We start from the raw sequence: 20854 nt of genomic DNA, 5'->3' as shown, positions 1-20854 counted from the left end.
GGGTACCGCGAGCACGACATCCTGGTCATCGGAGAGGACGGCGGCGTAGAGAACATCACGAAGTTTGGCTTCGGTCCGGAAAACAACATCATCGATGCCTAGCACCTAGCTGGCATGATGGGTTGGGCGGAGTGCATCAGTGCGCTTCCGTCCAACCCATCATGGTTTAACCTTGCTCCTCCACGTCACTATCGAAAGCAGCGGAAACGATGAGCCCCACAACTCTGGCCGAGCACGACCGGGTCGGCTATGCGAGTGCATTGGAACAAGCCCGACGGGGTGCGGCCGAGGGCGGTGTGCCCATTGGCTCCAGCCTCTTTGAGCACGGGAAACTGCTCGGATCCGGCTACAACCGTCGCGTGCAAGATGGTGACCCCACCGCGCACGGAGAAATAGACGCGTTGCGAAATGCCGGGCGCCGTGCTTCGTATGCCACAACGACGCTGTATTCGACCCTTGCGCCGTGCGCGCTGTGCTCCGGCGCTGTCATCCAGTTTGGGATTCCCCGGGTCGTTGTGGGGGAGGACGCAAGTTTCCCCGGTGAGCTGGAACTGCTGCGCAGTCGAGGTGTGGAAGTGGTGGTCCTTGATGACCCGGAAGCCACCGAATTGATGGCCCGGTTCATTGCCGAAGAGCCGACCCTGTGGAACGAAGACATTGGCGTCGAGGAGACTTAAGCGTGGCAGCCAAGCGGCCGAATCGATGTAGCGTTCTTCTTTAAGCCCCTCACCAACCCCAGATCAACCGGAGGAAGCACCATGGTTGTCCAAAGGACAGAAGCACCCGCCACAGAACCACGCAGTTCCTCGGTCATTGTCAACGTCATTGACGTGCTGCGGTGCTTCAGCGTGGAGAACCCGGTGCTCGGCGTCACGGAAATCGCCACGAAAGTGGGGCTCCACAAATCCAGCATCTCGCGCATCCTGGCGACTCTGGAGCAGGAGCACATCGTTTCGCAGGATGCAACAACGCGGAAGTACTCGCTGGGGCTTGGCCTCATTGCTGTGGCCGGCCCGCTGCTGGCCAATCTCGATGTGAGGCGCGTGGCCTTCCCCTTCCTCGAAGCGCTGGCCGCGGCCACTGGGGAAACCGCGGTGCTGAATATCTGGGACGGCCTTGAATCGGTCTCGGTCGAGCAGATACCCAGCATTCATCAGGTCAAGCACACCTCCGCCATGGGCAGCCGGTACAACACCGCGCTCAGTGCCTCGGTGCAGGTGTTCTTGGCCCATATGGAGCCGGCCTGTGCCGCGCAATTGCTCGAATCAGGGGCCGTGGTGATTCCGAAGAACTCACCGGAGGCCCGGAACCAGTACCTCGAGCGCCTGGAAACGGTGCGTAAACGAGGTTGTGCAGCGAACCACGGGGAGACCTCGAATGAAGAAGTCGGTGTCGCGGCCCCGATCTTCGATCACCGGGGCACGGTGGTGGCCTGCGTGATGATCGCTGCCCCGTACTACAGGGTCTCGGAGCAGCAACTCTCCGAACTCGGTGTCGCCTGCATGCGGGCGGCACGAAACATCGGCACCCGGCTGGGAGCCCAGCCGGCCTAGGAAAAGGACAGACATGTTGGAACCACGTGGTGAGAACACCTTCGAGTATTCGTTGCACGAGGGCACGAAGACGCGCATGCAATTCCATTTTGCCGATGAGATGGCCATGCCCGTGGCGATCCAGACCTGGGAGCTTCCGCCAGGGGGGCATGAAGGCATGCATTCCCACGACCCGGCGGAACTTGCCTTGGAAGAGTTCTACCTGGTGCTGGAAGGCACCGCTGCCATGCGTGTCGGCGACGAGGAGCACGAGCTGGTCGCAGGGGACAGCGTCCTGGCGCAAATCGGGGTGCCACACGACCTGCGCAACACCGGTGAGGGCACGTTGCGGGTCTTGGTGGTGTGGGGCGAGGAAGGGCGCAAGGATTTCTCGTCCTTCGGTTCCCTTGCAGCGGCACGCGCGGTGCGAGCAGCCAACCAATGAGTGTGGGTCGCGCCACTTCCCGATAGTGTGGATCCATGTCGAACACCCCGCATTCGCAACACTTCGATGTCATCGTGGTCGGCGCCGGGCTGGCCGGCCTGGTGGCAGCCACCGAGGCCACCGAGTCCGGTGCACGTGTGTTGCTGCTGGACCAGGAACCCGAGGCGAACCTTGGCGGACAGGCACATTGGAGTTTCGGCGGCATCTTCCTTGTCGACTCGCCCGAACAACGCCGGCTGGGGGTCAATGACTCCGTGGAGCTGGCCGCTCTGGACTGGGAAAGCACCGCCGGGTTTGACCGGGACGAGGATGACTGGGCCCGTGCATGGTCGCGTGCCTACGTCCAGTGGGCTGCCGGTGGAAAGCGGGAATGGCTGCACCAACGCGGGGTCCGTTTCTTTCCCGTGGTCGGCTGGGCCGAACGTGGAGGAAGCGGCCCACGGGGGCCGGGAAATTCTGTTCCACGCTTCCACGTCACCTGGGGAACCGGTCCTGGCCTGCTGGCGCCCTTCATCCGTACGGCACGAACCGCCGAAGCCAAGGGCCAACTAACCATGTTGTGGCGGCACCAACTCGACGAGCTGGTCACCGGCTCAGGTTCAGTCACCGGTGTGCGTGGAACAGTGCTGGAAGCAGATGCCGCACCACGGGGCGTGGCGAGTAACCGCATAAAGGCCGGGACCTTCGAGTACTATGCGCCTTCGGTCGTCATCGCCACCGGTGGCCTGGGCGGAAACCTGGACAAGGTACGTGCCGCGTGGCCCGCACGACTGGGCACCCCACCGGAAAACATGGTCTCCGGGGTTCCTGCGCATGTGGATGGACGCGGATTGGATATCGCCGCTCGTGCCGGGGCGCGGCTGGTCAACGAGGACCGGATGTGGCACTACACCGAAGGCATCGCCAACTGGAACCCCGTCTGGGAACGCCACGGAATCCGCATCCTGCCGGGCCCCAGCTCGCTGTGGATCGATGCCACGGGAAACAGACTGCCTGACCCGCTGTGGCCGGGTTTCGACACCTTGGGGACATTGGAACACCTGCGGGGAACCGGATACGACTACAGCTGGTTCATCTTGAACCGGCGCATCATCGGCAAGGAATTTGCGCTCTCGGGTTCCGAACAGAATCCCGACCTCACCGGCAAGGACGTGCTCGCGGTACTGGCGCGTGCGCGGGTGGACGTGCCAGGTCCGGTCCAAGCCTTCCTCGATCACGGAGAAGATTTCCTCCAAGCACGCACGATCCAGGAATTGGTAGCCAAGATGAACCAACTCACCGGCCAGGACCTCTTGAACCCTGCCCAGATCGCCGGCATCCTGGAGGCAAGGGACTCGATAGCAGAGAACGGCCCCGGCACGGATGGACAAATTGCCGCAATCGAGTCGGCACGGCACTATCTGGGCGACAAATTGGTCCGCAGCGTCAAGCCCCATCGAATCACGGACGCAAAGGCCGGGCAGTTGATTGCCGTTCGGCTGAAGATCCTGACCCGCAAGTCGTTGGGCGGAATCCAGACCGACCTAGATTCGCGGGTTCTGGATGCGGTGGGCGACCCGATCAATGGTCTCTACGCGGCAGGAGAAGCCGCCGGATTCGGAGGCGGGGGATACCACGGCTACCGGGCGCTAGAGGGCACATTCCTAGGCGGCTGCCTCTTCAGCGGCAGGGCCGCGGGACGGCACGCTTCCCTTGCCTGGAAACAGACATAGGTCCGGCCACCAACTTCCCCGTGCCGTTCGGCATTGCGGGAAATCAGTGGCTCAGGTTGGGTGGAACGGTCAGTGTGTGAAGTGGTAAGAAATCCCAAAGAGCACTGCCGAAAGGCTGAATGCGATACCGATAATCATAGGCGCCCAATCCCCTTGAACGGAGATCTGAAAAACGATGTAGGCCGTAAAAAGCAGCCCGGCCAAGATCCCGCCAAGGACCAGTGATCCACCACCGTGGTGCTGCACGGCGGTCTGTGCATTTCGATGAAATAGAGTAGCCATATTTTCAGAATAGGCCCATAAATGGGGAAATACGAGGGTAGGAATCATGAAGGATCCAGTGCAGAAACCAATCGGTGACTGGCGTGCGGTTTTCGGTGCCCTGGCCAACGAGCAGACCCTCCGCTACTATGCCCAGCAGGTGCTGGGCCAGGACAGCGACCTTGGGACCGAGCGCGCGGCCAAAGCCCGGCAGAATCTGGAAAGGGCGGGCCTGATCGACGAAAAAGAGACCGTGGATGGGCAGCTGTTTGGCAAGATCCTGGCAGCCAAGGCGCGAAAGGTTCCCCGGGAAGGGCCCCAGCGATTCTTCGACGCCGAGGGCCGGATCGAACGGTATCCCAGGAAACATGAGGAGCGCCTCGAAATGCTGCAGCTGGTGGCAGGAAAAACAATCGACCCGGGGCAACAGCTCACCGAAGCTGAATTAACCGTCCGTCTGGAGGAGTTCACCCAAGACACCGCACTTTTGCGCCGGTACCTCGTGGACTACGGGGTGCTTGGACGCCAGAGCGACGGATCGGTGTACCACCTGGTTGAAAGATCGGACTAGCCGCGCCAATTGCGCCTTCGGCGTCCCAGAAGGTAATTTCTTTGTGAACCTGTTGCGGTTTTGCCGCTTCCATCCACCCACGATCCAGGAGCCCCATGTCTGACACCAGCGCCCGGCATGGCAATGAACCAATCCCTGGTTCGTGGCCTACCGGTAGTGGGTACCCCGGGGCACATGCACCGAACCAGCAGCAATATCCCGGGTACTACGCAGGAAACTCTCCCGGACACTACACCGGTCCGTATCAAGACGGGTATGGCGAACCAAACGGCTCCTTCGGGCAGCCACGCACGCACGCCATGACGATTTTCGCCATGGTCGTCGGCATTGTTTCAGCGGTGATCTCGCTGGTGCCGTTCATTGGATTCGTCTCCTTTGCACTTGGGCCCGTGGCCATGGTGCTGGGAATCGTGGGAATCGTGGGCCGTTTGAGTCGGCGTGGATTCAGTGTCACGGCCTTGGTGACCGGGACCTTCGCACTATTGGTGTCGATTCTCTACACGGTGCTGTTTAGCGCCCTCATCTCGTTTTCCGCCAATACACAGAGCTTTGCGTTCATGGCTGACGGAACGGCGGAATACAAAGTGACGGTGAGCACGAGCTCGACCAAATCGAAAACCAGCAACCAACGCGGGCCTTTCACCCAGAACGTGGACGCATCCATGCTCTTTGGCGGTATCACCGCCACCAACCCCGGCAGCGGAGACGAGACCGTCAGCTGCGAGATCTATGACTCGGCTGGAAACCTGTTGTTGGAAAACAGTGCTTCGGGCCACCACGCAACCGCCGTCTGCCGGCTCAACGACGTGTTGCTGCGCACAGTCGAGGACGTCAAACTTCCCGGAGAAATCAGCGCCAAAGAAGCCCTCTGACTACGAGCCGATTCCCCGGTCCGTGCGTGCCCCAATGATCTTGTGGATCGACTGGTCCAGCACCGGATAGTCGGCACCGGGGCCCAAGGCCAGGAAGCACGGGGCTTCATGGGCAGGCAACTCTAGATCGTCATAGCGATATCCCAGGTAGCGTCCGCCGGAACGGCGCACCAGCAAGGCGCCGGCCGAGACGTCCCAGGCCTTGGTGTCGAATCCTATGGTCGCATCGCACCAGCCGGCGGCAACATGGGCCAATGCCAGCGCGGCAGAGACCTTGCGGCGCACCGTGGCAAATGAGGACACCCATGAACCGAATTCCTCCAGGGCCGCATCCCCGTCAGTGGCAAGCGCCTCGGCCGAGGGGTAATCAGTCATGATGTTTGCGTGCTGCTGATCGGGTCGCTGCGGGGGTGCCATGATCGTCCCGTTGAGGTAGGCATGCTGCGCATCGGCGGTGAATTCCAGCTCGGCGATCGGATCCAGTACGACGCCCGCGAGCAATATCCCGTCTCGCGCGGCGGCAATGGAAATACAGAAAAAGGCAACCCCGTGGGTGAAGTTGCTGGTGCCATCTATGGGGTCAACGATCCATTGGATGTTGCCTTCCCCCACGGTTCCGCCCTCTTCACCCAACACCCGGGAGTCCGGCTCGGCTGCCCGAAGATGATCGCGGATGACAGCTTCGCTTTGCCTGTCGAAGTCGGTGACCAGGTCATGGGAATTGGTTTTGTTCTCGCTGGCAACCCCGGAGCGAAAAGCATCGCGCAAGACCGGGGCAGCGAGGTGCGCGGCATCGAGCGCGATGGAACGCAGCCGTGCAGCCAGTGCGATGTCCGAGGTGTTTAAGTTCTCTGTGCTCACGAGCCACCAGCCTAGTAGATGTGAGTTGCGCCAAAAGAGCTTGGCGCTGTGATGCGGTTCCCAATATGGTCGCCAAGGGCAACATTTACCTTGGTCGGCCAAGTTTGCGAAGGAACCAGTCCTTGAGCTCGTCGAGAGCCTCACCGCGCTCAAGCGCACGTTGGGTAGCGTTGAGCATCTCGGGGAGCATCCGGGTGCGCCGAGCTTTGCCGCCCCGAGTGTGCTTGCCTACGTCCAGTGTCACCTACCCACCCGCGCCACCGACGTCGGCCATTGGATCGGTGTCGGCCCGGCGGCGTTGCGTCGACAGGTGGTCGAACTGGAAGGCTCCGGATTGTTCATGCGGAGCCCTTGTCCCACTGACGCCCGGGCCCAGCTGATTTCGTTCACGGGCGAGGGCGCTGAGGAGATCTCGCAGGCCTACGGCAGGCGAGCCGTGGGCCTTGCCGAGCTGCTCCAGGGCTGGGACGGAGCGGAAATCTCCGTCGCCGCTACGACGGTGGACACGATCCAGGCTGTGCTTCGAGTCGGCATGCGGGCCAGCCGCGAGAAAGACACCAGCAGCCCGCCGGCCTCTGAAGAGGACATCAAATGAGTGAACAGCAGTCGGTCATGCGGACGCTTGAGCGTCATGGTGACCAGCCGCAGATGAGCAGCAGGGAGGTTCTGCACTCCATCACCGGGGTTCCTGCCGTCATTCTTTGCCGCCATGCTGGCAACCACCATCGTTGCCATCGCGCTGCCGACCATCATGGATTCCCTGGATGGAACACAGTCCGACTTCAACTGGGTTTTTACCGCGGCGCTGCTGGCAAATGCCGCCACGGCCCCGATCTGGGGGCAAGCTTGCCGACCTCTTCGACACGAAGAAGCTGCTGCAACTGGGAATCGTGATCATCGTTTCCGGTTCGATGTTGACAGGGTTCCCCATCAACATCCCCATGCTGATGAGTGCTCGCGTCGTCCGGGGAATCGGCATGGGCATGGCAGTGATTGGCACGGTCATTCCGCCCCGCGAGCGCGGCCGCCACTCGGGCTACTTCGGCGGCGTCATGGCAGCGGGGGTGATCCCGCTGCGCGTCATCTTCACCCGTACCACCGCCCTGGCGATCCCTAACTCGATTTCCATCGGTGTTGCGGTGTTTGGCTCCGGCGCCTTCCTGGGCAAGTTCTTCCGGGTGGCTCTCGAGGCGACTCCTAAGGTTGCCGGACTCATGATCCTGCCGATGAGCGCGGGAAACCCGTTTGGTTCGGTTTTCCCGGCCATCGGATTTCGCGTTTAGGTCGCTGCAAGACCCTCCTGGTCGTTAGTGCCGCGCTCAACGTCGCGGCCCTCGGCCTGCTGGCTCCTTGCCATCGGCATGTTCTTCAAAGGGCTGGGCATGGGTTTCATGGTCCAGAACCTGGTGCTGGCCATGCAGAACACCGTCAAGGTCACCGACATCGGGACAGCCAGCGCCTCGGCCGCATTGTTCCGTTCGGTCGGCGGTGCTGCCGGGGTTGCCGCCCTGCGTGCCATGTACGAGACGGCGTTCGGGGATGCAACGGGGGTGGTCTTCACGACCTCTGCCTTCGTGGTGGTCGTGGTTCTGTTGTGCATTGCGCTGATCAGGGAAGTCTCGCTGAGCACCACTGTCTGAGCCCCGGGGTCCGATATCTGACGTGGGGACAGACCAGGCGTTTGGGACAAATTGACCATGAGCTTGGATGATCTGTCCGAGACTGTGCTCACACTCCTTGCGTAGTGTGAGCTGCGTCGTACTTACGGAAGGAACCGCGATGACCAGCACTCCCACGCAAGGCAGCACGGCAGCACCCAAGCTCAAGAAGGTCCTGGGGCGTTGGGACACCCTCGCCATCGGGGTCGGAGCCATGATCGGCTTCGGCTGGGTCGTCCTCACCGGCGACTGGATCACCAGTGCCGGGCCCCTGGGTGCATCCCTGGCCATGATCGTCGGCGGCGGCATCATGGTGGTCGTCGGCTTGACGTACGCCGAACTGGTGGCGGCAATGCCCCGGGCCGGTGGCGAGCACAACTATCTGCTGCGCGCCATGGGTGCCCGTTGGTCCTTCGCCGGGTCCTGGGCGATCGTGGGCGGATACATCACCATCGTGGCCTTCGAGGCGGTGGCGCTGCCCAAGACCGCGCTCTATCTATTCCCCGAGTTGAACAAGGTCAAGCTCTGGGACATCGCAGGGTCCGAGGTCGACCTCACCTGGGCGCTGGTCGGGGTACTCGGCGCCGTGGTCATCACCGGAATCAACATCCGTGGCATCAAGACCGCCGGAGTCGTACAAACCTTCGTGGTGCTCTTCCTCTTCGCCATCGGCGCGATCCTGCTCTTCGGGTCCTTCGCCGGTGGGTCAACCGCCAACATGGAACCGTTCTTCAACAACGGCGTCGCAGGGTTCTTCGGCGTGATGATCATCGTCCCGTTCATGTTCGTGGGCTTTGACGTGATTCCGCAATCCGCCGAGGAGTGCGACATCCCGCCGCGACGCATCGGCAAGTACGTCATTATCGCGGTGCTCATCGCCACCGCTTGGTACGTCATGGTCATCCTTGCCACCTCATCGGGCATGGGCCCAACCGCGCTGTTGACCTCGGACCTGGCCACCGCAGATGCCATGGGCGGACTCTTCGGCTCGGCGGCCATGGCCAAGATCCTGATCGCCGGTGGCATTGCCGGCATCCTGACCTCATGGAATTCCCTGCTGATGGGCGCCTCGCGGCTCCTCTACGCCATGGCCGCCTCGGGGATGCTGCCGGCCTGGTTTGCCAAGCTCCACCCGAAGTTCCACACCCCGGTCAACGCGTTGCTGTTCATCGGCGGGCTCTCGGTGCTTGCACCGTTCTTCGGATCGGGAATGCTTGGCTGGCTGGTCGATTCCGGTTCGCCCTCCATCGTGATGGCCTACCTGCTGGTGGGTGTCGCCTTCGTGATCCTGCGCCGCCGAGAGCCCCTCGTGGATCGTCCGCTGCGCATTGGCGGCAAGGGCAACTTCGGCCAGGCGATCGGCGTGGCCTCGGTGATCCTGTGCGCCGGGCTGATCAGCCTCTACCTGCCGGGAATGCCCGCGGCGATCGGCATCCAGCCGTGGCTGTTATTCGGTGCATGGTGGGCCCTGGGCGTGGTGTTCCTGCTCAAGGTTCCGCGCGGGATAGTCCCGGGCATCAACGCCGAAGACGAGCTGCTGGCCCGGTTGGCCATGCGAAAGGCGGCCAAGGCCGAAGCGCTCTTCAAGGACGTCCCCCAACTGGCGTCGACAGACCGGAACGTGAAGGAAGGCGACCACGCATGAACAAGATCCGTCCCCTCGAGGGGATCATCGTTGCAGATTTCTCCAGGGTGCTTGCCGGCCCCCTGTGCACCATGACGCTGGCAGACCTAGGGGCAACGGTCATCAAGGTCGAGCGACCCGGGGCGGGGGACGACACCCGTAGCTGGGGACCTCCATTCTCCGCCACCGGATCGACCTATTTCGAGTCCGTGAACCGCAACAAGCGCTCCATTGCCCTGGACCTCACCGAGGTGGCGGACAGGGAAACCGCCCTGGAACTGGCGCTGCGCGCCGACGTGCTGGTGGAGAACTTCAAGCCCGGTGGCATGGAGAAGCTGGGACTGGGATACGCGGAGCTTTCTGCGCAGAACCCCGGATTGGTCTACGCCTCGATCTCCGGTTTTGGTTCCACCGGGGGAGCGCACCTGCCGGGCTATGACTTCATCGTCCAGGCCCTGGGAGGGCTGATGTCGATCACCGGCGAGGCCGGTTCAGAACCGATGAAGGCAGGGGTGGCGCTGGTGGACGTACTCACCGCCAAGGACGCGAGCATCGGGGTGCTTGCCGCCCTGACTGCGCGCAATGTCTCCGGCTCCGGCGCCCACGTGGAGGTCAACCTGCTCTCCAGCCTCCAGGGGGCGCTGGCCAACCAGGGCCAGGCCTACTTGGGCGCAGGGAAGGTTGCCACCCGCATGGGCAACGAGCATCCCTCGATCGTTCCCTACCAGTTGCTGGGCTGCTCCGATGGCTCGGTGGCGGTGGCCTGCGGCAACGACGGCCAGTTCACCAAGCTCTGTGCCGAAATCGGCGCGCCGCAGCTCTCCGGTGACGAACGATTTTCCACCAACTCGGCACGTGTGGCCAACCGTGAAGTGCTGGTCCCGCTTCTCGAAGAGGCCCTGCGCGCGGACACCGGGGCGAATTGGCAAACCCGTTTCACCGGCGTTGGCGTACCTGCGGGCAAGGTCGCCGGCATAGACGCGGGATTGGCCTACGCCGATTCGCTCGGCCTGGACCCAGTCATCGAAGTGCACAACGCCGAGGGCGAAAGCGTCGGAAAACAGATCCGCCACCCGATCACCTGGACTCCTGAGCTCGATGCGCCAACAGTGGCCCCGCCGGGCCTGGGGGAACACACCGAACAGATCCGCGCTTGGTTGGTCAGCGGGACGGAACCGCCACCCTGGAGCGATCACCTAACGCGGGTCTGCCCCTGACTCTTCGCGCCGCAGCGCCAACCACAGGTGGGCCGCGACATCCGGATCATCAAGGTCGACGTCCATGAGATTGCTGGCCACCGAGATCCTGTGCCGCAACGAATTCCGGTGGATCCCCAGGGCCCGCGCCGCATCCTCCCAGGTGCCCCGGGCCCTGAGGTACGCCCGCACGGTGCCCAGCAAATCCGTGCGCGGGTAGCCGGCCAGCAGCCTGACCCACACGGCGGCCCGGGAATCCTCACTGACGTTCACGGCCACCAGGTGCCCGGCGGCTGCCTGCAGGGTGGCTCTGCGCAAGGCCGCGACGTTCCCGGGGATCCCTTCCAGGCCCACCGGGTCGCCCAAGGCAGCGGCCAGGGAACCGGACACCTCGGGATCGGCAGCCCCGGTGATGCCCAGCAACGCATTTTGTTCCAGGGAACCGTCATCCCCGCCCGCTGTCTTGCTGCCGATCCCGGCGGCCGGGAGCACCAGGTAGAGGATCTCGTCTTGGACATGGCGCAACGTGCATTGATCCACGGCGGAGGAGAGCTCCGGCAGTCCCGGGTCGGCAATGAGCCGGGTTGCGGCGCGCGCGGTCAACCCCGGGTCGTCCCCCGGCGAGAGCCTGACACCCAGCAGCCGGACACGGTAGGGAAGCTCGGCCAACCCCACCTCGGCGGCGACCATATGGGCCGCGGTCGTCTGTCCATGGAGCAGGAGCTTGGTGGTGGCGGTGCCCAGCGCATTGGTGGTTCCCACCACGACCTCGCGTTGGCGGGCCCGCAGCGCAAGCAGAGTGGAGACCGTCATGATGATTTGCCGATCCGCCTTGGTCAGGGTGCGCCCGGAACCGATACACAGGAACCCATGGATGCGGGTATCGACAAGGATCGGGTAGAGCACCACCGGCTGGCCCTGGATCTCAAAGGTCGCGGCCGAGGGCACCCCGGCCTTGTTGAAGCGGATCGATTCGGCCCGAAGCTGTGAGATGAGCGAACCGGCCGAAGCCGGCCACACTGTTTCGCTGCCGGCATCCGCTGGAAGGTACGCGGCCCAACCTCCCAGTGCCTGGGCTAGGCCGCGCACCACAGCGCTGGCGGCATCGGGGCGCATGGCGGCCCGGGCCAAGGCCGTCTGCGTGCCGAGTGAATCCATGAGGATGGTGGTGTCGGTCCTGCTGGACAGGCGCCAGTAGGCGCGCGTGATGTTCTGGAAAGGCACCCCGTCCGGAACTATGGCCAGTTCAATGCCAACGGTTTTGCTTGCTTGCAGCACGTGCTCTGGTACCTGTTTCAGCCACGGACCCAAACCCAGTCCCACGGCGCGTACATCCCTGGCGCCAAGGCGCGCCATGTATGCGGCCGAGAGCGAAGCGGACTTCGTAAAGGGCATTCCGGTGGTCAACAACAGCTCCCCTCCCTCCAGATACGGGGTGGGATCCTCAAGCTCGGAGACGTGCACGCCGGTTACTGGCTTGGCACTGAATTCCGTGTCAAGGCCGGGCAAAAGTTCGGGTCCGAGTTCGGCGCCCAACTGCAACATGGAGATCATGGGTTGAATTATCCAATAAAACGATCCTTCTTGTGCGCTTTATCCAATGACGCGTGTCACATGGTCGCCTAACGTTGAACCCATGACCAAAACAACCCTGGCCGTCGACGCGCCCAGCATCCCGCAGACCCGCCACCTGGCAACCTCCGTACCGGGGCCGCGCTCCAACGCCTTGCATGCAGAACGCAGTGCGCAGGTGACCAGCGGATTCGGGGTGGCGCTGCCGGTCTTTGTGGCTCGCGCCGACGGTGGGATCATTGAAGACGTTGACGGAAACCGCCTCATCGACTTTGCCTCGGGCATTGCCGTGACCTCGCTGGGCGCCAGCAACAAGCGTGTCGCCCAGCGCGTCGCGGCCCAGCTCGAGGCATTCATCCACACATGTTTCATGGTTACCGAATACGAGGCCTTCACCCAGGTCTGCGCGTGGCTCAACGCCAACACCCCCGGGGACTTCGAAAAGCGCACGGGCCTGTTCACCACCGGCGCCGAAGCCGTGGAGAATGCCATCAAGATCGCCCGCGCCGCCACAGGCCGGCCAAACGTGCTGGTCTTTGACGAGGCCTACCATGGCCGTTCACTGCTCACCATGGCCATGACCGCAAAGGTCAACCCGTACAAACTGAACTTCGGCCCGCTGCCGGCGGAAATCATCCGTGCAGCTTCGGCCAACCCGCTGCGTCCGGCCCAGGGGCTTCCCGCCGGGGCGGCAGCCGCCCTTGAATCCGTGGAGGCAACGATCCTCGAACACGGGGCTGAGACCTTCGCCGCGATGGTCATCGAACCAATCCAGGGGGAAGGCGGATTCATCGTCCCGGCCGTCGGCTTCATTCCCGGATTGCGCAAGCTTGCGGACAAGTACGGAATCGTTCTGGTCATCGACGAGATCCAGGCAGGCATGGGCCGAACCGGCACGCTCTTTGCCTCCGAGCACGAGGCCGTCGCAGGGGACCTGATCCTCACCGCCAAGGCGCTTGCCAATGGCGTCCCGCTTTCGGCTGTCACCGGCCGCGCGGAGTTGATGAACGCACCGCATGCCGGCGGACTGGGTGGCACCTATGCCGGAAACCCGCTCGCCTGCGAGGCCGCCCTGGCTGTCTTCGAGCAGTTCGAGGACGGTTCCCTGCTGGCAAACGCATCCCGCATCGAGGAAGTCGCCCGCGAAATCCTCGAACCGCTGCGTTTCTCGACCGACATCGTCGCCGATGTCCGTGGCCGCGGCGCCATGCTCGCCATCGAGTTCGCCGATGCCGGGACCCTGGAACCGCGTGCGGACCTTGCCAAGGAAGTCTCGGCGGCCTGCCACGGCGCCGGTGTCATCACCCTGACCTGTGGAACCCACGGCAATGTCGTACGCCTGCTTCCCCCGCTGGTCATCGGCGAGGACCTGTTGCGTGACGGACTGGCAGTTTTGTCCCAGGCCATCACCACAGCCGCCAAATAAGCCCCCCCCCAAGGCTTTTCGATCCACGGACTCTACAAGGAGCACCACCATGACCCTCACGACACACGAAGCACACCTGCTGGACCCTTCGGACCTGATCAACTTCGATGCGCTGCTCACCGCCGAAGAACTTGCGCTGCGTACCAAGGTGCGCGGTTTCGTCAACGAAGCCATCAAGCCGAACATCGCCTCCTGGTACGCCGACGGGGTCTTCCCGCTGGAAATCGTCCCCGAAATGGCCAAGCTCGGCCTTCTGGGCATGCACCTGAAGGGCTACGGCTGCGCCGGGGGCACCGCAGTGGAATACGGACTTGCCGGTTCCGAGCTGGAAGCCGGCGACTCGGGCCTGCGCACCTTCGTCTCGGTGCAGGGGTCCTTGGCCATGAGCGCCATCTACAAGCACGGCTCCGAGGAGCAGAAACAGGAATGGCTTCCTAAAATGGCAGCCGGCGAGGCAATCGGCTGCTTCGGGCTCACCGAACCCACCGCTGGCTCGGACCCCTCCGCCATGAAGACCTTCGCCCGCCGCGACGGGGATGACTGGGTCATCAACGGCACCAAGCGCTGGATCGGACTGGCCAACGTCGCCCAGGTCGCCGTCATCTGGGCCCAGACCGAGGAAGGCATCCGCGGTTTCGTGGTGCCCACGCAAACCGCCGGGTACAAGGCGACGGTGATCGAGCCGAAGCTCTCGATGCGCGCCTCGATCCAGTGCGAGATCGAACTGACCGATGTACGCTTGCCCGCCGATGCCGTGCTGCCCAATGTCACCGGTCTCAAGGGACCTTTCTCCTGCCTGAACGAGGCGCGATACGGCATCATCTGGGGCGCCATGGGCGCTGCCCGCGACTCCTTCGAGGACGCCTTGGCATACTCGCAGCAGCGCATGCAGTTCGACAAGCCGTTGGCCGGATACCAGATGACACAGCAAAAGCTGGTGGATATGGCCGTGGAAATCAACAAGGGTTACCTGCTAGCACTGCACATCGGGCGGATGAAGGATGCAGGCACCCTTGACCTGCACCAGATCTCGGTGGGAAAGCTGAACAACTGCCGAGAGGCCATCAAGATCGCCCGCGAGGCACGCACCATCCTGGGCGGGAACGGCATCACCCTGGAATACTCGCCGCTGCGCCACGCGAACAACCTGGAATCAGTGCGCACCTATGAGGGAACCGACGAGGTCCACACTCTGATCCTGGGTAACAAGCTCACCGGCGTTCCGGCCTTCCGCTAAAATCGCCGCCCCGGCAATTCATGAAAGGGAAGACATGACACAAACCATGACGCACACCCAGACCGTTCAGCTGAACCTGCTCATTGACGGTAACTGGATCCAAGGCACCGGCACGGAGCTTGTTTCCAGCTCGCCGACCGACCCGGAGCACGTGGTGGCAGCCGGAGGCACCGCCACCGAAGCCGACGTACACACAGCCATGGCTGCCGCACGCGCGGCAGCCGACGGCTGGGCTGCAACACCGATGGCCGAACGCGGCACATACCTGCTCAGGGCCGCGGCAATCATCACCGCCAACGCCGATGCGTGGGGCACCGAGCTGGCCCGCGAGGAAGGCAAGACCTTTGCCGAGGGCCGCGGGGAAGTGCTGCGCGCCGCGCAGATCCTCACCTACTACTCGGCCGAGTCCGACCGCCTAGCCGGGGAGGTCTTCTCCTCCCCGCGCCGCGGTGAACAGATCCTCGTCACCCGCAAGCCGTTGGGCGTGATCGGGGTCATCACCCCGTTCAACTTCCCGATCGCCATCCCGGCCTGGAAGATCGCCCCGGCGTTGGTCTTCGGCAACACCGTTCTGTGGAAGCCGGCATCCGCGGTGCCGCTGCTGGCGATGCGTCTGGCCCAAGCACTTGTCGAGGCGGGACTGCCGGACGGAGTGTTGAACCTGGTGATCGGTTCCGGTTCGCTGGGCAGCGGGATCGTCAACCACCCGGATCTCGACGGGCTCACTTTCACCGGATCCACTGGTGTGGGGCGCAAGCTTGCGGCCGCGGCCGCAACCGCCGGGGTGCCGATCCAGGCGGAAATGGGCGGGAAGAACGCCTCGGTGGTCCTCGAGGACGCGGACCTGGACCTGGCGGCGGAGCAGGTGCTCTTCGGGGCCTTCCGCTCCACCGGCCAGAAGTGCACGGCGACCTCGCGGCTGATCCTTCAGGATTCCATTGCCGAGGATTTCCTGGCCCGGTTGTGCGAGCGACTGGCCGCGTGGAAGACCGGGGACCCTACTGACACTGCGGTCCATATGGGACCGGTCGTCTCCGGGACTGCTGCCGCCGACATCCGTGCCGGAATCAAAGCCTCGATCGCCCAGGGTGCAACCCTTGGCTTCGAGGGAGATGTCACGGACCTCGGGGATGCCTTTGTGGCACCGACCATCCTGGAGGTTCCGGACGCGACTAACAATGCCTGGCGCGACGAGTTTTTCGGACCCGTCTTGGCGGTGCGCCGTGTGGCAAGCACCGCAGAAGCCTTCGAGTTGGCCAACGATTCGGAGTACGGGCTGAGCTGCGCACTGTTCACCCAAGACGTTTCCAAGGTCTTGGCCGCCATGGAGGTCATTGACGTGGGCATCCTGCACGTGAATTCGGAATCGGCCGGTGCAGACCCGCACGTGCCGTTCGGGGGAGCGAAGAAGAGTGGCTACGGACCCAAGGAACAAGGCGGTGCTGCCAAGGAATTCTTCACGCACACCACCACCGTGTATTTGCGCGGCGCCTAGGCCAAATGTGTGGGGCACTTTCTCTCATCCGGCTTGCTCGGAAATAGAGCGTGCCCCATACATGTCTAGGATAAAGAGGACCTGGCCAAGAGCCGACGGATAAACCATGAAAGTGCGGAAACGACTATGAGCGCAGCAACTGGCATCGAGAACATTTCCACCATCCTGGTCATAGGTGCCGGAACGATGGGACGGCAGATCGCTATGAGCGCGGCGCTGGCCGGATACTCCACGATCATCCAAGACATTTCCACCGAAGGGCTTGCAGCCGCGCGGACCGAGCTCGAGGTTTGGGCCGCCGGCCGGGTGGCCAAGGGCAAGCTGGCGCGCGAAGCGGCCGACGCAGCCTTGGGCGCGCTTGAGTACAGCACCGACCTGGATTCTTCGGCATCGAATGCGGACTTTGTGATCGAGGCCGCGACGGAGCGGTTGGATATCAAGACGCAGATCTTCCAGAAGCTCGGGGAGCTCGCCCCGGCCCACACCATTCTTGCCACCAACTCCTCGACCCTGGGATCCTCCAAGGTCGCTCAGGTCACCGGGCGTGCGGCCCAGGTGTGCAACATGCACTTCTTCAACCCGGCATTGGTCATGAAGTGCGTGGAGGTCGTGCGCCATGAGGGGACCAGCGACGCCACGGTGGACACCACGATGGAGCTGGCGCGGAAACTGGGCAAGGAGCCGGTGCTGATCAACAAGGAGATCCCGGGGTTCATTGCCAACCGGCTGATGGGCGCGATCCAGCGCGAGGCGCTGGGTCTTGCCGAGGCGGGCATCGCCAGCATCGAGGACATCGACACCACGGCGCGCACGGCACTGGGCCACCCGATGGGCCCGTTTGCGCTCATGGACATGGTGGGCCTGGATGTCATCGACTTCATTGCGCAGGCAACCTACGCCGAAAGCGGTGCGCCCGAAGACGCACCGGATGAGCGCATCTCGGCGCTGGTAGCCGAGGGCAAGCTGGGGCGTAAATCCGGTTCCGGCTTCTACGACTATTCGTAGCCGCCGGCAGGCCTAATCCGATTCGGGCTGTTCCCCGAGGCGGAAGTGGCGCCCGCTGATGTGCTTGACCTCGATCTTCACCCAGGATTCCTTCGGTGTGGGGATCCAGGGGGTGACTCCGGAACTGCGGGCCACCTCGATCTCCGCCATGGTCTGTAGCTGCAGTGCGGTGCCGTGGACGACCACCGACCATGCCTCGTCGGAGAGGATGCCATCGGCCTCGAACGCAACGGTATCGTGCACCGTGAGTGCCGCAAGTTTTTCGCCCGGTGCCGTGCGGATGTAAATGGTCCCGTCCACCAGGCCGAAGTTCAAGGGGAATATATCCACGGCACCGCCCACCGCAGTGGCCAGCCGTCCGTGGGAGGTCCTCTCAAGCATGCTCCAGGACTGTTCCTCGGTGAGCGTAAGTACGGGCTGATCTGCGTCATGGTCAAACATCATGCCTTCATCATTCTACTAAGCGTAGAAAAATACCAGTGTGTCGCGGTTCACCGAATAAATGACCCCCGAAGGGTCGCCGGTTCATCCTTTCGATCCACCCGGTGCCCGCGGTACGTGGAAGACTGGGTTTCATGGTCAAGGAAACAGGAGCCGAACGTGCCCGGCACATCGCCGCACGCTTCGAGGACCGAGCCCTGGAGCTTCGGGCAACACGGGCCCGCGAGCGCGGTTTGGTCCCTACGGTGTTGCCCTACACCGGCTACGGCCTCTCGAACGCCGAAAACGGGTGGGTGCGCATCTTCGCCCGCGTGGTCCTGGCCAAGCCCGGCGCATTCGAGGACTCGCGCCACCGTGCCAAGGTCCTTGCCGACGGGGTGCGCGGCTGGCGGAATTTCGTCTCCCCGATCGTCCCGCACGGGAAACTCGAGGTGCACATCAACGGTGAACGGTTTTTCGTGGAGGCCGACCGCGGGGGAGTGCTCGACGTCAAAGTTGCTGCCACGCTGGAACCTGGCTGGCACCACATCACCCTGCACACCGAGGGAAGCCCCGCTGCCACCTCGCCGGTGTTGATCGTCGACGGGGCTGCCGGATTCGGAGTGGTCTCGGACGTGGATGACACCATCGTGGTCACCGCCCTGCCCCGCCCGCTGCTGGCGGCATGGAACTCCTTCGTGCTTTCCGAACATGCCCGGTTGGCAACCCCCGGGATGCCGGTGATGATGGAGCGGCTGATGCGCGACAAGCCAGGTGCTCCTACCTTCTACCTGTCCACCGGTGCCTGGAACGTCGCCCAGACGCTGACTCGCTTCCTCTCGCGCAACCTGTATCCCCAGGGGCCGCTGCTGTTGACCGACTGGGGCCCCACCGATCGCGGCTGGTTCCGTTCGGGAATGCAGCACAAGGCAGACCAGCTGCGTCGGCTGGCTGTGGAGTTCCCGGACATGAAGTGGCTGCTGATCGGTGACGACGGCCAGCACGACCCCTACCTCTACGCCGAATTCGCCAGGCGTTTCCCGGAACACGTCGAGGCCATCGTGATCCGCCAGCTAACACCTTCCGAGGCGGTGCTCGCCGGCGGGCGCAGCCAGGGGCTGCTGAACTCCACCCCCGGCGTGCCATGGGTCTACGAGCCGGATGGGGCACGCATCGCTGAAAAGCTGGAGTCCCTGGCCATCATTAGTTCCGACGGCGCGCAAGGAACGATGTAGGTGAGCGATGCGAAGATCCGCGTCAACGTCCCCATGCGCTGGGGCGACATGGACGCATACGGCCACATCAACAACGTGAACCTGGTCCGGATGATGGAAGAAGCGCGCATTGCCGGTTTTGGGGTGCCCGGAGGCACCGGCAAGCCAGGCACCGAACCGCTGGTCGACCTGTTTTCCACGGTTCCTGAAAACACGCAGATACTGGTGGTCGAGCACCGGGTCCGGTACTTGAAGCCGTTGGATTACCGCAATATACCGGCCTGCGTGGATTTGTGGATCAGCACCATCAAGGCCGCAAGCTTTGATATCTGCTACGAGTTCCACGATCCGGTGGACGGCGGGGTGCGCGTGCGAGCCGCCACCACCCTGGCGTTCTTCTCCGTTGGCACCCAGCGGTTGCTGCGCCTGGATGCCGCGAGCAGGCAAGCCTTGGGGCGCTACTCCGCCGATCCGATCTTCCGCTAGGACAGCTGCAGGTCGGCGGTTAACGCCTCGAAGTCCCGGGCCAGCGACTCGTTGCGTTCGAAGCGGCAGGGGGACAGCGGCTCGGTGGTGAACGAGAAATACCGCAGGCCGGCGCCCAGCGAAGGATCCGCCGGCAGTGCGATCGCGCCGTTGAGGAAATTCACCCGGCCCACCGAACCTCCGGACCCGGGTCTTGGCGCAATGCGCAAAAGCCGATGGACGGCGCCGATGTCGTGGGTATGGATACGTTGGTGCGCACCGGCCGCAAAGACATGAAGCGTGAGCTCCAAATTGAAGGTCCGCATGACCTCGATGTCGGCCGGGGCCCACAACGTGGGACGGGTCATCAGTCTCCTGAGGGCACCGGGGTGGGTGTGGTGGCCGCGGTGGTAGGACGTGCAGGGTTCAGCTGTCAGTGGCTGGTTGCGCAATGGGGGGCGCCTTTCGTGTGCTCTTGTCCCCAGGCAGCGGCTGCTGCCAAGGACCGCTTCGTCATCCGAACCACCCGTGAAGCATGGGGTTGGTGTGCGTCCCGGGTCGGAGCCCTGGGCTGGTACGCATCTCGTGAAGCTGTTTTCATCCTAGCAAAACCCGTACGACGATTTAGGCTGAAGGCATGAGACTGATCTTGATCCGCCACGGCCAGACCGCCTCGAACCTGGCCCAGGCACTTGATACCGCAGCCCCGGGGGCCCCGCTGGATGAAACAGGGCTGGCCCAGGCCGAAGCCTTGGTGGAACGGTTGGGCACCGAGGGCGATGACGTCGATGCGGTGTATTCCTCGACTTTGCTGCGCGCCAAGATGACGGCCGCTCCGCTGGCCCGCTCCCGGGGCCTGGACGTGGCCGAGCACGCCGGGCTGACCGAGATCTCCGCCGGGGAACTGGAAATGCGCAACGACCCCGACGCCCAGCTTGCCTACCGCGATGTATTCGTGCGGTGGTTATCGGGAGACCTGGAGGCCAAGATCCCGGGCGGGGAGGACGGTCGCAGCGCACTGGAACGCTTTGACGCGGTCATCGAAGGTGCCAGGGCGGAGGGTGCGGGAAAGCTGGTGGTGGTCAGCCACGCCGCGATGCTGGTGACCTGGCTTGCGACCCGGAGCATCAACTTCGATTCGACATTGCTCTCACCGCTGCCACTGGCCAACACCGGCGTGGTCACACTGGAGACGGCGGCGGGTTCCAATTGGAGGCTTCGCCGCTGGCAGGACAGGCACCTGGACTAGGAATGATTCCCATAAACGGAATCACCGCCCTCGCTGCTG

The 20854-nt window shown here is 63.5% G+C and carries 23 protein-coding genes and 1 riboswitch; of the genes, 18 read left to right on the top strand and 5 right to left on the bottom strand.

Annotated features, from left to right (window positions below; translation table 11 throughout):
• Nucleotides 1-209: 209 nt before the first annotated feature.
• From ABEA12_RS01480 to ABEA12_RS01465, 4 genes are all read left to right on the top strand, one after another.
• Nucleotides 210-677, top strand: a complete 468-nt coding sequence (locus ABEA12_RS01480; RefSeq protein WP_210101885.1) for a nucleoside deaminase — start codon at nucleotides 210-212, stop codon at nucleotides 675-677.
• An 81-nt stretch (nucleotides 678-758) separates the two neighbouring features.
• Nucleotides 759-1553 carry an IclR family transcriptional regulator gene (locus ABEA12_RS01475; protein WP_210101884.1) on the top strand — a complete coding sequence of 265 codons (795 nt, stop codon included), beginning with the start codon at nucleotides 759-761 and terminating at the stop codon, nucleotides 1551-1553.
• 13 nt (nucleotides 1554-1566) lie between these two features.
• Entirely contained in the window at nucleotides 1567-1977 is a 411-nt protein-coding gene (locus ABEA12_RS01470) for a cupin domain-containing protein (RefSeq protein WP_210101883.1), read from the top strand.
• Nucleotides 1978-2012: 35 nt separating this feature from the next.
• A complete protein-coding gene (locus ABEA12_RS01465) occupies nucleotides 2013-3689 on the top strand; it encodes an FAD-binding dehydrogenase (protein ID WP_210101882.1) in 1677 nt (558 codons plus the stop codon).
• A gap of 69 nt (nucleotides 3690-3758) precedes the next feature.
• Here ABEA12_RS01465 and ABEA12_RS01460 read toward each other — a convergent pair whose 3' ends face one another.
• Nucleotides 3759-4019 (bottom strand): hypothetical protein, encoded by a 261-nt coding sequence (locus tag ABEA12_RS01460; protein ID WP_210101881.1) that lies wholly within the window; start codon nucleotides 4017-4019, stop codon nucleotides 3759-3761.
• On the opposite strand from ABEA12_RS01460, the gene ABEA12_RS01455 reads away from it, so the two are divergent.
• Both ABEA12_RS01455 and ABEA12_RS01450 read left to right on the top strand, forming a co-directional pair.
• Nucleotides 4018-4521, top strand: coding sequence for a DUF2087 domain-containing protein (locus ABEA12_RS01455; protein WP_210101880.1), 504 nt, complete (start codon nucleotides 4018-4020; stop codon nucleotides 4519-4521). The genes ABEA12_RS01460 and ABEA12_RS01455 overlap by 2 nt on opposite strands.
• 95 nt (nucleotides 4522-4616) lie before the next feature.
• On the top strand, nucleotides 4617-5393 hold the full coding sequence (locus ABEA12_RS01450; RefSeq protein WP_210101879.1) for a DUF4190 domain-containing protein: 777 nt from the start codon (nucleotides 4617-4619) through the stop codon (nucleotides 5391-5393).
• Here ABEA12_RS01450 and ABEA12_RS01445 read toward each other — a convergent pair whose 3' ends face one another.
• Nucleotides 5394-6254, bottom strand: a complete 861-nt coding sequence (locus ABEA12_RS01445; RefSeq protein WP_210101878.1) for an inositol monophosphatase family protein — start codon at nucleotides 6252-6254, stop codon at nucleotides 5394-5396. It lies immediately after the preceding gene.
• Between the two features lie 160 nt (nucleotides 6255-6414).
• Here ABEA12_RS01445 and ABEA12_RS01440 point away from each other — a divergent pair, with 160 nt between their 5' ends.
• The 5 genes from ABEA12_RS01440 to ABEA12_RS01420 all read left to right on the top strand — a co-directional run bounded on the left by ABEA12_RS01440 (nucleotide 6415) and on the right by ABEA12_RS01420 (nucleotide 10753).
• Complete coding sequence (locus tag ABEA12_RS01440; RefSeq protein ID WP_345465981.1) at nucleotides 6415-6849, top strand: MarR family winged helix-turn-helix transcriptional regulator; 435 nt, start codon at nucleotides 6415-6417, stop codon at nucleotides 6847-6849.
• Between the two features lie 220 nt (nucleotides 6850-7069).
• Nucleotides 7070-7537 (top strand): MFS transporter, encoded by a 468-nt coding sequence (locus ABEA12_RS01435; protein WP_345465979.1) that lies wholly within the window; start codon nucleotides 7070-7072, stop codon nucleotides 7535-7537.
• 27 nt (nucleotides 7538-7564) lie between these two features.
• The gene (locus ABEA12_RS01430; protein WP_345465976.1) at nucleotides 7565-7894 is read left to right on the top strand and encodes an MFS transporter; all 330 of its coding nucleotides are present in this window, start codon (nucleotides 7565-7567) and stop codon (nucleotides 7892-7894) included.
• Between the two features lie 139 nt (nucleotides 7895-8033).
• Complete coding sequence (locus tag ABEA12_RS01425) at nucleotides 8034-9557, top strand: APC family permease (protein ID WP_210101876.1); 1524 nt, start codon at nucleotides 8034-8036, stop codon at nucleotides 9555-9557.
• Nucleotides 9554-10753 (top strand): CaiB/BaiF CoA transferase family protein, encoded by a 1200-nt coding sequence (locus ABEA12_RS01420; protein ID WP_210101875.1) that lies wholly within the window; start codon nucleotides 9554-9556, stop codon nucleotides 10751-10753. Before ABEA12_RS01425 ends, ABEA12_RS01420 begins: the two co-directional genes overlap by 4 nt.
• Here the strand turns inward: ABEA12_RS01420 and ABEA12_RS01415 are convergent.
• Nucleotides 10733-12286: a PucR family transcriptional regulator ligand-binding domain-containing protein gene (locus ABEA12_RS01415; RefSeq protein ID WP_210101874.1), complete on the bottom strand. Its 1554-nt coding sequence runs from the start codon at nucleotides 12284-12286 to the stop codon at nucleotides 10733-10735. The two genes, ABEA12_RS01420 and ABEA12_RS01415, sit on opposite strands and share 21 nt — an antisense overlap.
• An 82-nt stretch (nucleotides 12287-12368) precedes the next feature.
• Here ABEA12_RS01415 and ABEA12_RS01410 point away from each other — a divergent pair, with 82 nt between their 5' ends.
• The 4 genes from ABEA12_RS01410 (at nucleotide 12369) to ABEA12_RS01395 (ending at nucleotide 17467) form a co-directional block, all read left to right on the top strand.
• On the top strand, nucleotides 12369-13730 hold the full coding sequence (locus ABEA12_RS01410; protein WP_210101873.1) for an aminotransferase class III-fold pyridoxal phosphate-dependent enzyme: 1362 nt from the start codon (nucleotides 12369-12371) through the stop codon (nucleotides 13728-13730).
• Between the two features lie 49 nt (nucleotides 13731-13779).
• Entirely contained in the window at nucleotides 13780-14967 is a 1188-nt protein-coding gene (locus ABEA12_RS01405; RefSeq protein WP_210101872.1) for an acyl-CoA dehydrogenase family protein, read from the top strand.
• A 34-nt stretch (nucleotides 14968-15001) separates the two neighbouring features.
• A complete protein-coding gene (locus ABEA12_RS01400) occupies nucleotides 15002-16462 on the top strand; it encodes an aldehyde dehydrogenase family protein (RefSeq protein WP_210101871.1) in 1461 nt (486 codons plus the stop codon).
• Nucleotides 16463-16588: 126 nt separating this feature from the next.
• Nucleotides 16589-17467 carry a 3-hydroxyacyl-CoA dehydrogenase family protein gene (locus ABEA12_RS01395; RefSeq protein ID WP_210101870.1) on the top strand — a complete coding sequence of 293 codons (879 nt, stop codon included), beginning with the start codon at nucleotides 16589-16591 and terminating at the stop codon, nucleotides 17465-17467.
• Between the two features lie 12 nt (nucleotides 17468-17479).
• Here the strand turns inward: ABEA12_RS01395 and ABEA12_RS01390 are convergent, their stop codons facing one another.
• Nucleotides 17480-17911 (bottom strand): pyridoxamine 5'-phosphate oxidase family protein, encoded by a 432-nt coding sequence (locus ABEA12_RS01390; RefSeq protein ID WP_345465968.1) that lies wholly within the window; start codon nucleotides 17909-17911, stop codon nucleotides 17480-17482.
• A gap of 131 nt (nucleotides 17912-18042) precedes the next feature.
• Here ABEA12_RS01390 and ABEA12_RS01385 point away from each other — a divergent pair, with 131 nt between their 5' ends.
• Nucleotides 18043-19122, top strand: coding sequence for an App1 family protein phosphatidate phosphatase (locus tag ABEA12_RS01385; protein WP_210101869.1), 1080 nt, complete (start codon nucleotides 18043-18045; stop codon nucleotides 19120-19122).
• Nucleotides 19123-19587 (top strand): acyl-CoA thioesterase, encoded by a 465-nt coding sequence (locus tag ABEA12_RS01380; RefSeq protein WP_210101868.1) that lies wholly within the window; start codon nucleotides 19123-19125, stop codon nucleotides 19585-19587.
• On the opposite strand, the gene ABEA12_RS01375 is transcribed toward ABEA12_RS01380, so the two are convergent.
• On the bottom strand, nucleotides 19584-19934 hold the full coding sequence (locus ABEA12_RS01375) for a hypothetical protein (protein WP_210101867.1): 351 nt from the start codon (nucleotides 19932-19934) through the stop codon (nucleotides 19584-19586). The two genes, ABEA12_RS01380 and ABEA12_RS01375, sit on opposite strands and share 4 nt — an antisense overlap.
• 98 nt (nucleotides 19935-20032) lie before the next feature.
• Nucleotides 20033-20157, bottom strand: a riboswitch (SAM riboswitch).
• A 46-nt stretch (nucleotides 20158-20203) separates the two neighbouring features.
• On the opposite strand from ABEA12_RS01375, the gene ABEA12_RS01370 reads away from it, so the two are divergent.
• Nucleotides 20204-20815, top strand: coding sequence for a histidine phosphatase family protein (locus ABEA12_RS01370; RefSeq protein ID WP_210101866.1), 612 nt, complete (start codon nucleotides 20204-20206; stop codon nucleotides 20813-20815).
• Nucleotides 20816-20854: the final 39 nt, after the last annotated feature.

Source organism: Paeniglutamicibacter antarcticus (assembly GCF_039544305.1).
In the GTDB taxonomy this organism is placed as follows: Bacteria; Actinomycetota; Actinomycetes; order Actinomycetales; family Micrococcaceae; genus Paeniglutamicibacter; species Paeniglutamicibacter antarcticus_C.
The sequence above is the reverse complement of the archived record's forward strand: the minus strand, read 5'-3'. Positions and strand labels throughout refer to the sequence as shown.

Coding starts and splice junctions, on each gene's coding strand:
- ABEA12_RS01410 (WP_210101873.1), top strand. CDS start 12,369: ATGACCAAAACAACCCTGGCCGTCGACGCGCCCAGCATCCCGCAGACC.
- ABEA12_RS01480 (WP_210101885.1), top strand. CDS start 210: ATGAGCCCCACAACTCTGGCCGAGCACGACCGGGTCGGCTATGCGAGT.
- ABEA12_RS01390 (WP_345465968.1), bottom strand. CDS start 17,911: ATGATGTTTGACCATGACGCAGATCAGCCCGTACTTACGCTCACCGAG.
- ABEA12_RS01375 (WP_210101867.1), bottom strand. CDS start 19,934: ATGACCCGTCCCACGTTGTGGGCCCCGGCCGACATCGAGGTCATGCGG.
- ABEA12_RS01395 (WP_210101870.1), top strand. CDS start 16,589: ATGAGCGCAGCAACTGGCATCGAGAACATTTCCACCATCCTGGTCATA.
- ABEA12_RS01385 (WP_210101869.1), top strand. CDS start 18,043: ATGGTCAAGGAAACAGGAGCCGAACGTGCCCGGCACATCGCCGCACGC.
- ABEA12_RS01450 (WP_210101879.1), top strand. CDS start 4,617: ATGTCTGACACCAGCGCCCGGCATGGCAATGAACCAATCCCTGGTTCG.
- ABEA12_RS01435 (WP_345465979.1), top strand. CDS start 7,070: ATGCCGCCACGGCCCCGATCTGGGGGCAAGCTTGCCGACCTCTTCGAC.
- ABEA12_RS01370 (WP_210101866.1), top strand. CDS start 20,204: ATGAGACTGATCTTGATCCGCCACGGCCAGACCGCCTCGAACCTGGCC.
- ABEA12_RS01460 (WP_210101881.1), bottom strand. CDS start 4,019: ATGATTCCTACCCTCGTATTTCCCCATTTATGGGCCTATTCTGAAAAT.
- ABEA12_RS01415 (WP_210101874.1), bottom strand. CDS start 12,286: ATGATCTCCATGTTGCAGTTGGGCGCCGAACTCGGACCCGAACTTTTG.
- ABEA12_RS01400 (WP_210101871.1), top strand. CDS start 15,002: ATGACACAAACCATGACGCACACCCAGACCGTTCAGCTGAACCTGCTC.
- ABEA12_RS01475 (WP_210101884.1), top strand. CDS start 759: ATGGTTGTCCAAAGGACAGAAGCACCCGCCACAGAACCACGCAGTTCC.
- ABEA12_RS01420 (WP_210101875.1), top strand. CDS start 9,554: ATGAACAAGATCCGTCCCCTCGAGGGGATCATCGTTGCAGATTTCTCC.
- ABEA12_RS01455 (WP_210101880.1), top strand. CDS start 4,018: ATGAAGGATCCAGTGCAGAAACCAATCGGTGACTGGCGTGCGGTTTTC.
- ABEA12_RS01425 (WP_210101876.1), top strand. CDS start 8,034: ATGACCAGCACTCCCACGCAAGGCAGCACGGCAGCACCCAAGCTCAAG.
- ABEA12_RS01465 (WP_210101882.1), top strand. CDS start 2,013: ATGTCGAACACCCCGCATTCGCAACACTTCGATGTCATCGTGGTCGGC.
- ABEA12_RS01405 (WP_210101872.1), top strand. CDS start 13,780: ATGACCCTCACGACACACGAAGCACACCTGCTGGACCCTTCGGACCTG.
- ABEA12_RS01470 (WP_210101883.1), top strand. CDS start 1,567: ATGTTGGAACCACGTGGTGAGAACACCTTCGAGTATTCGTTGCACGAG.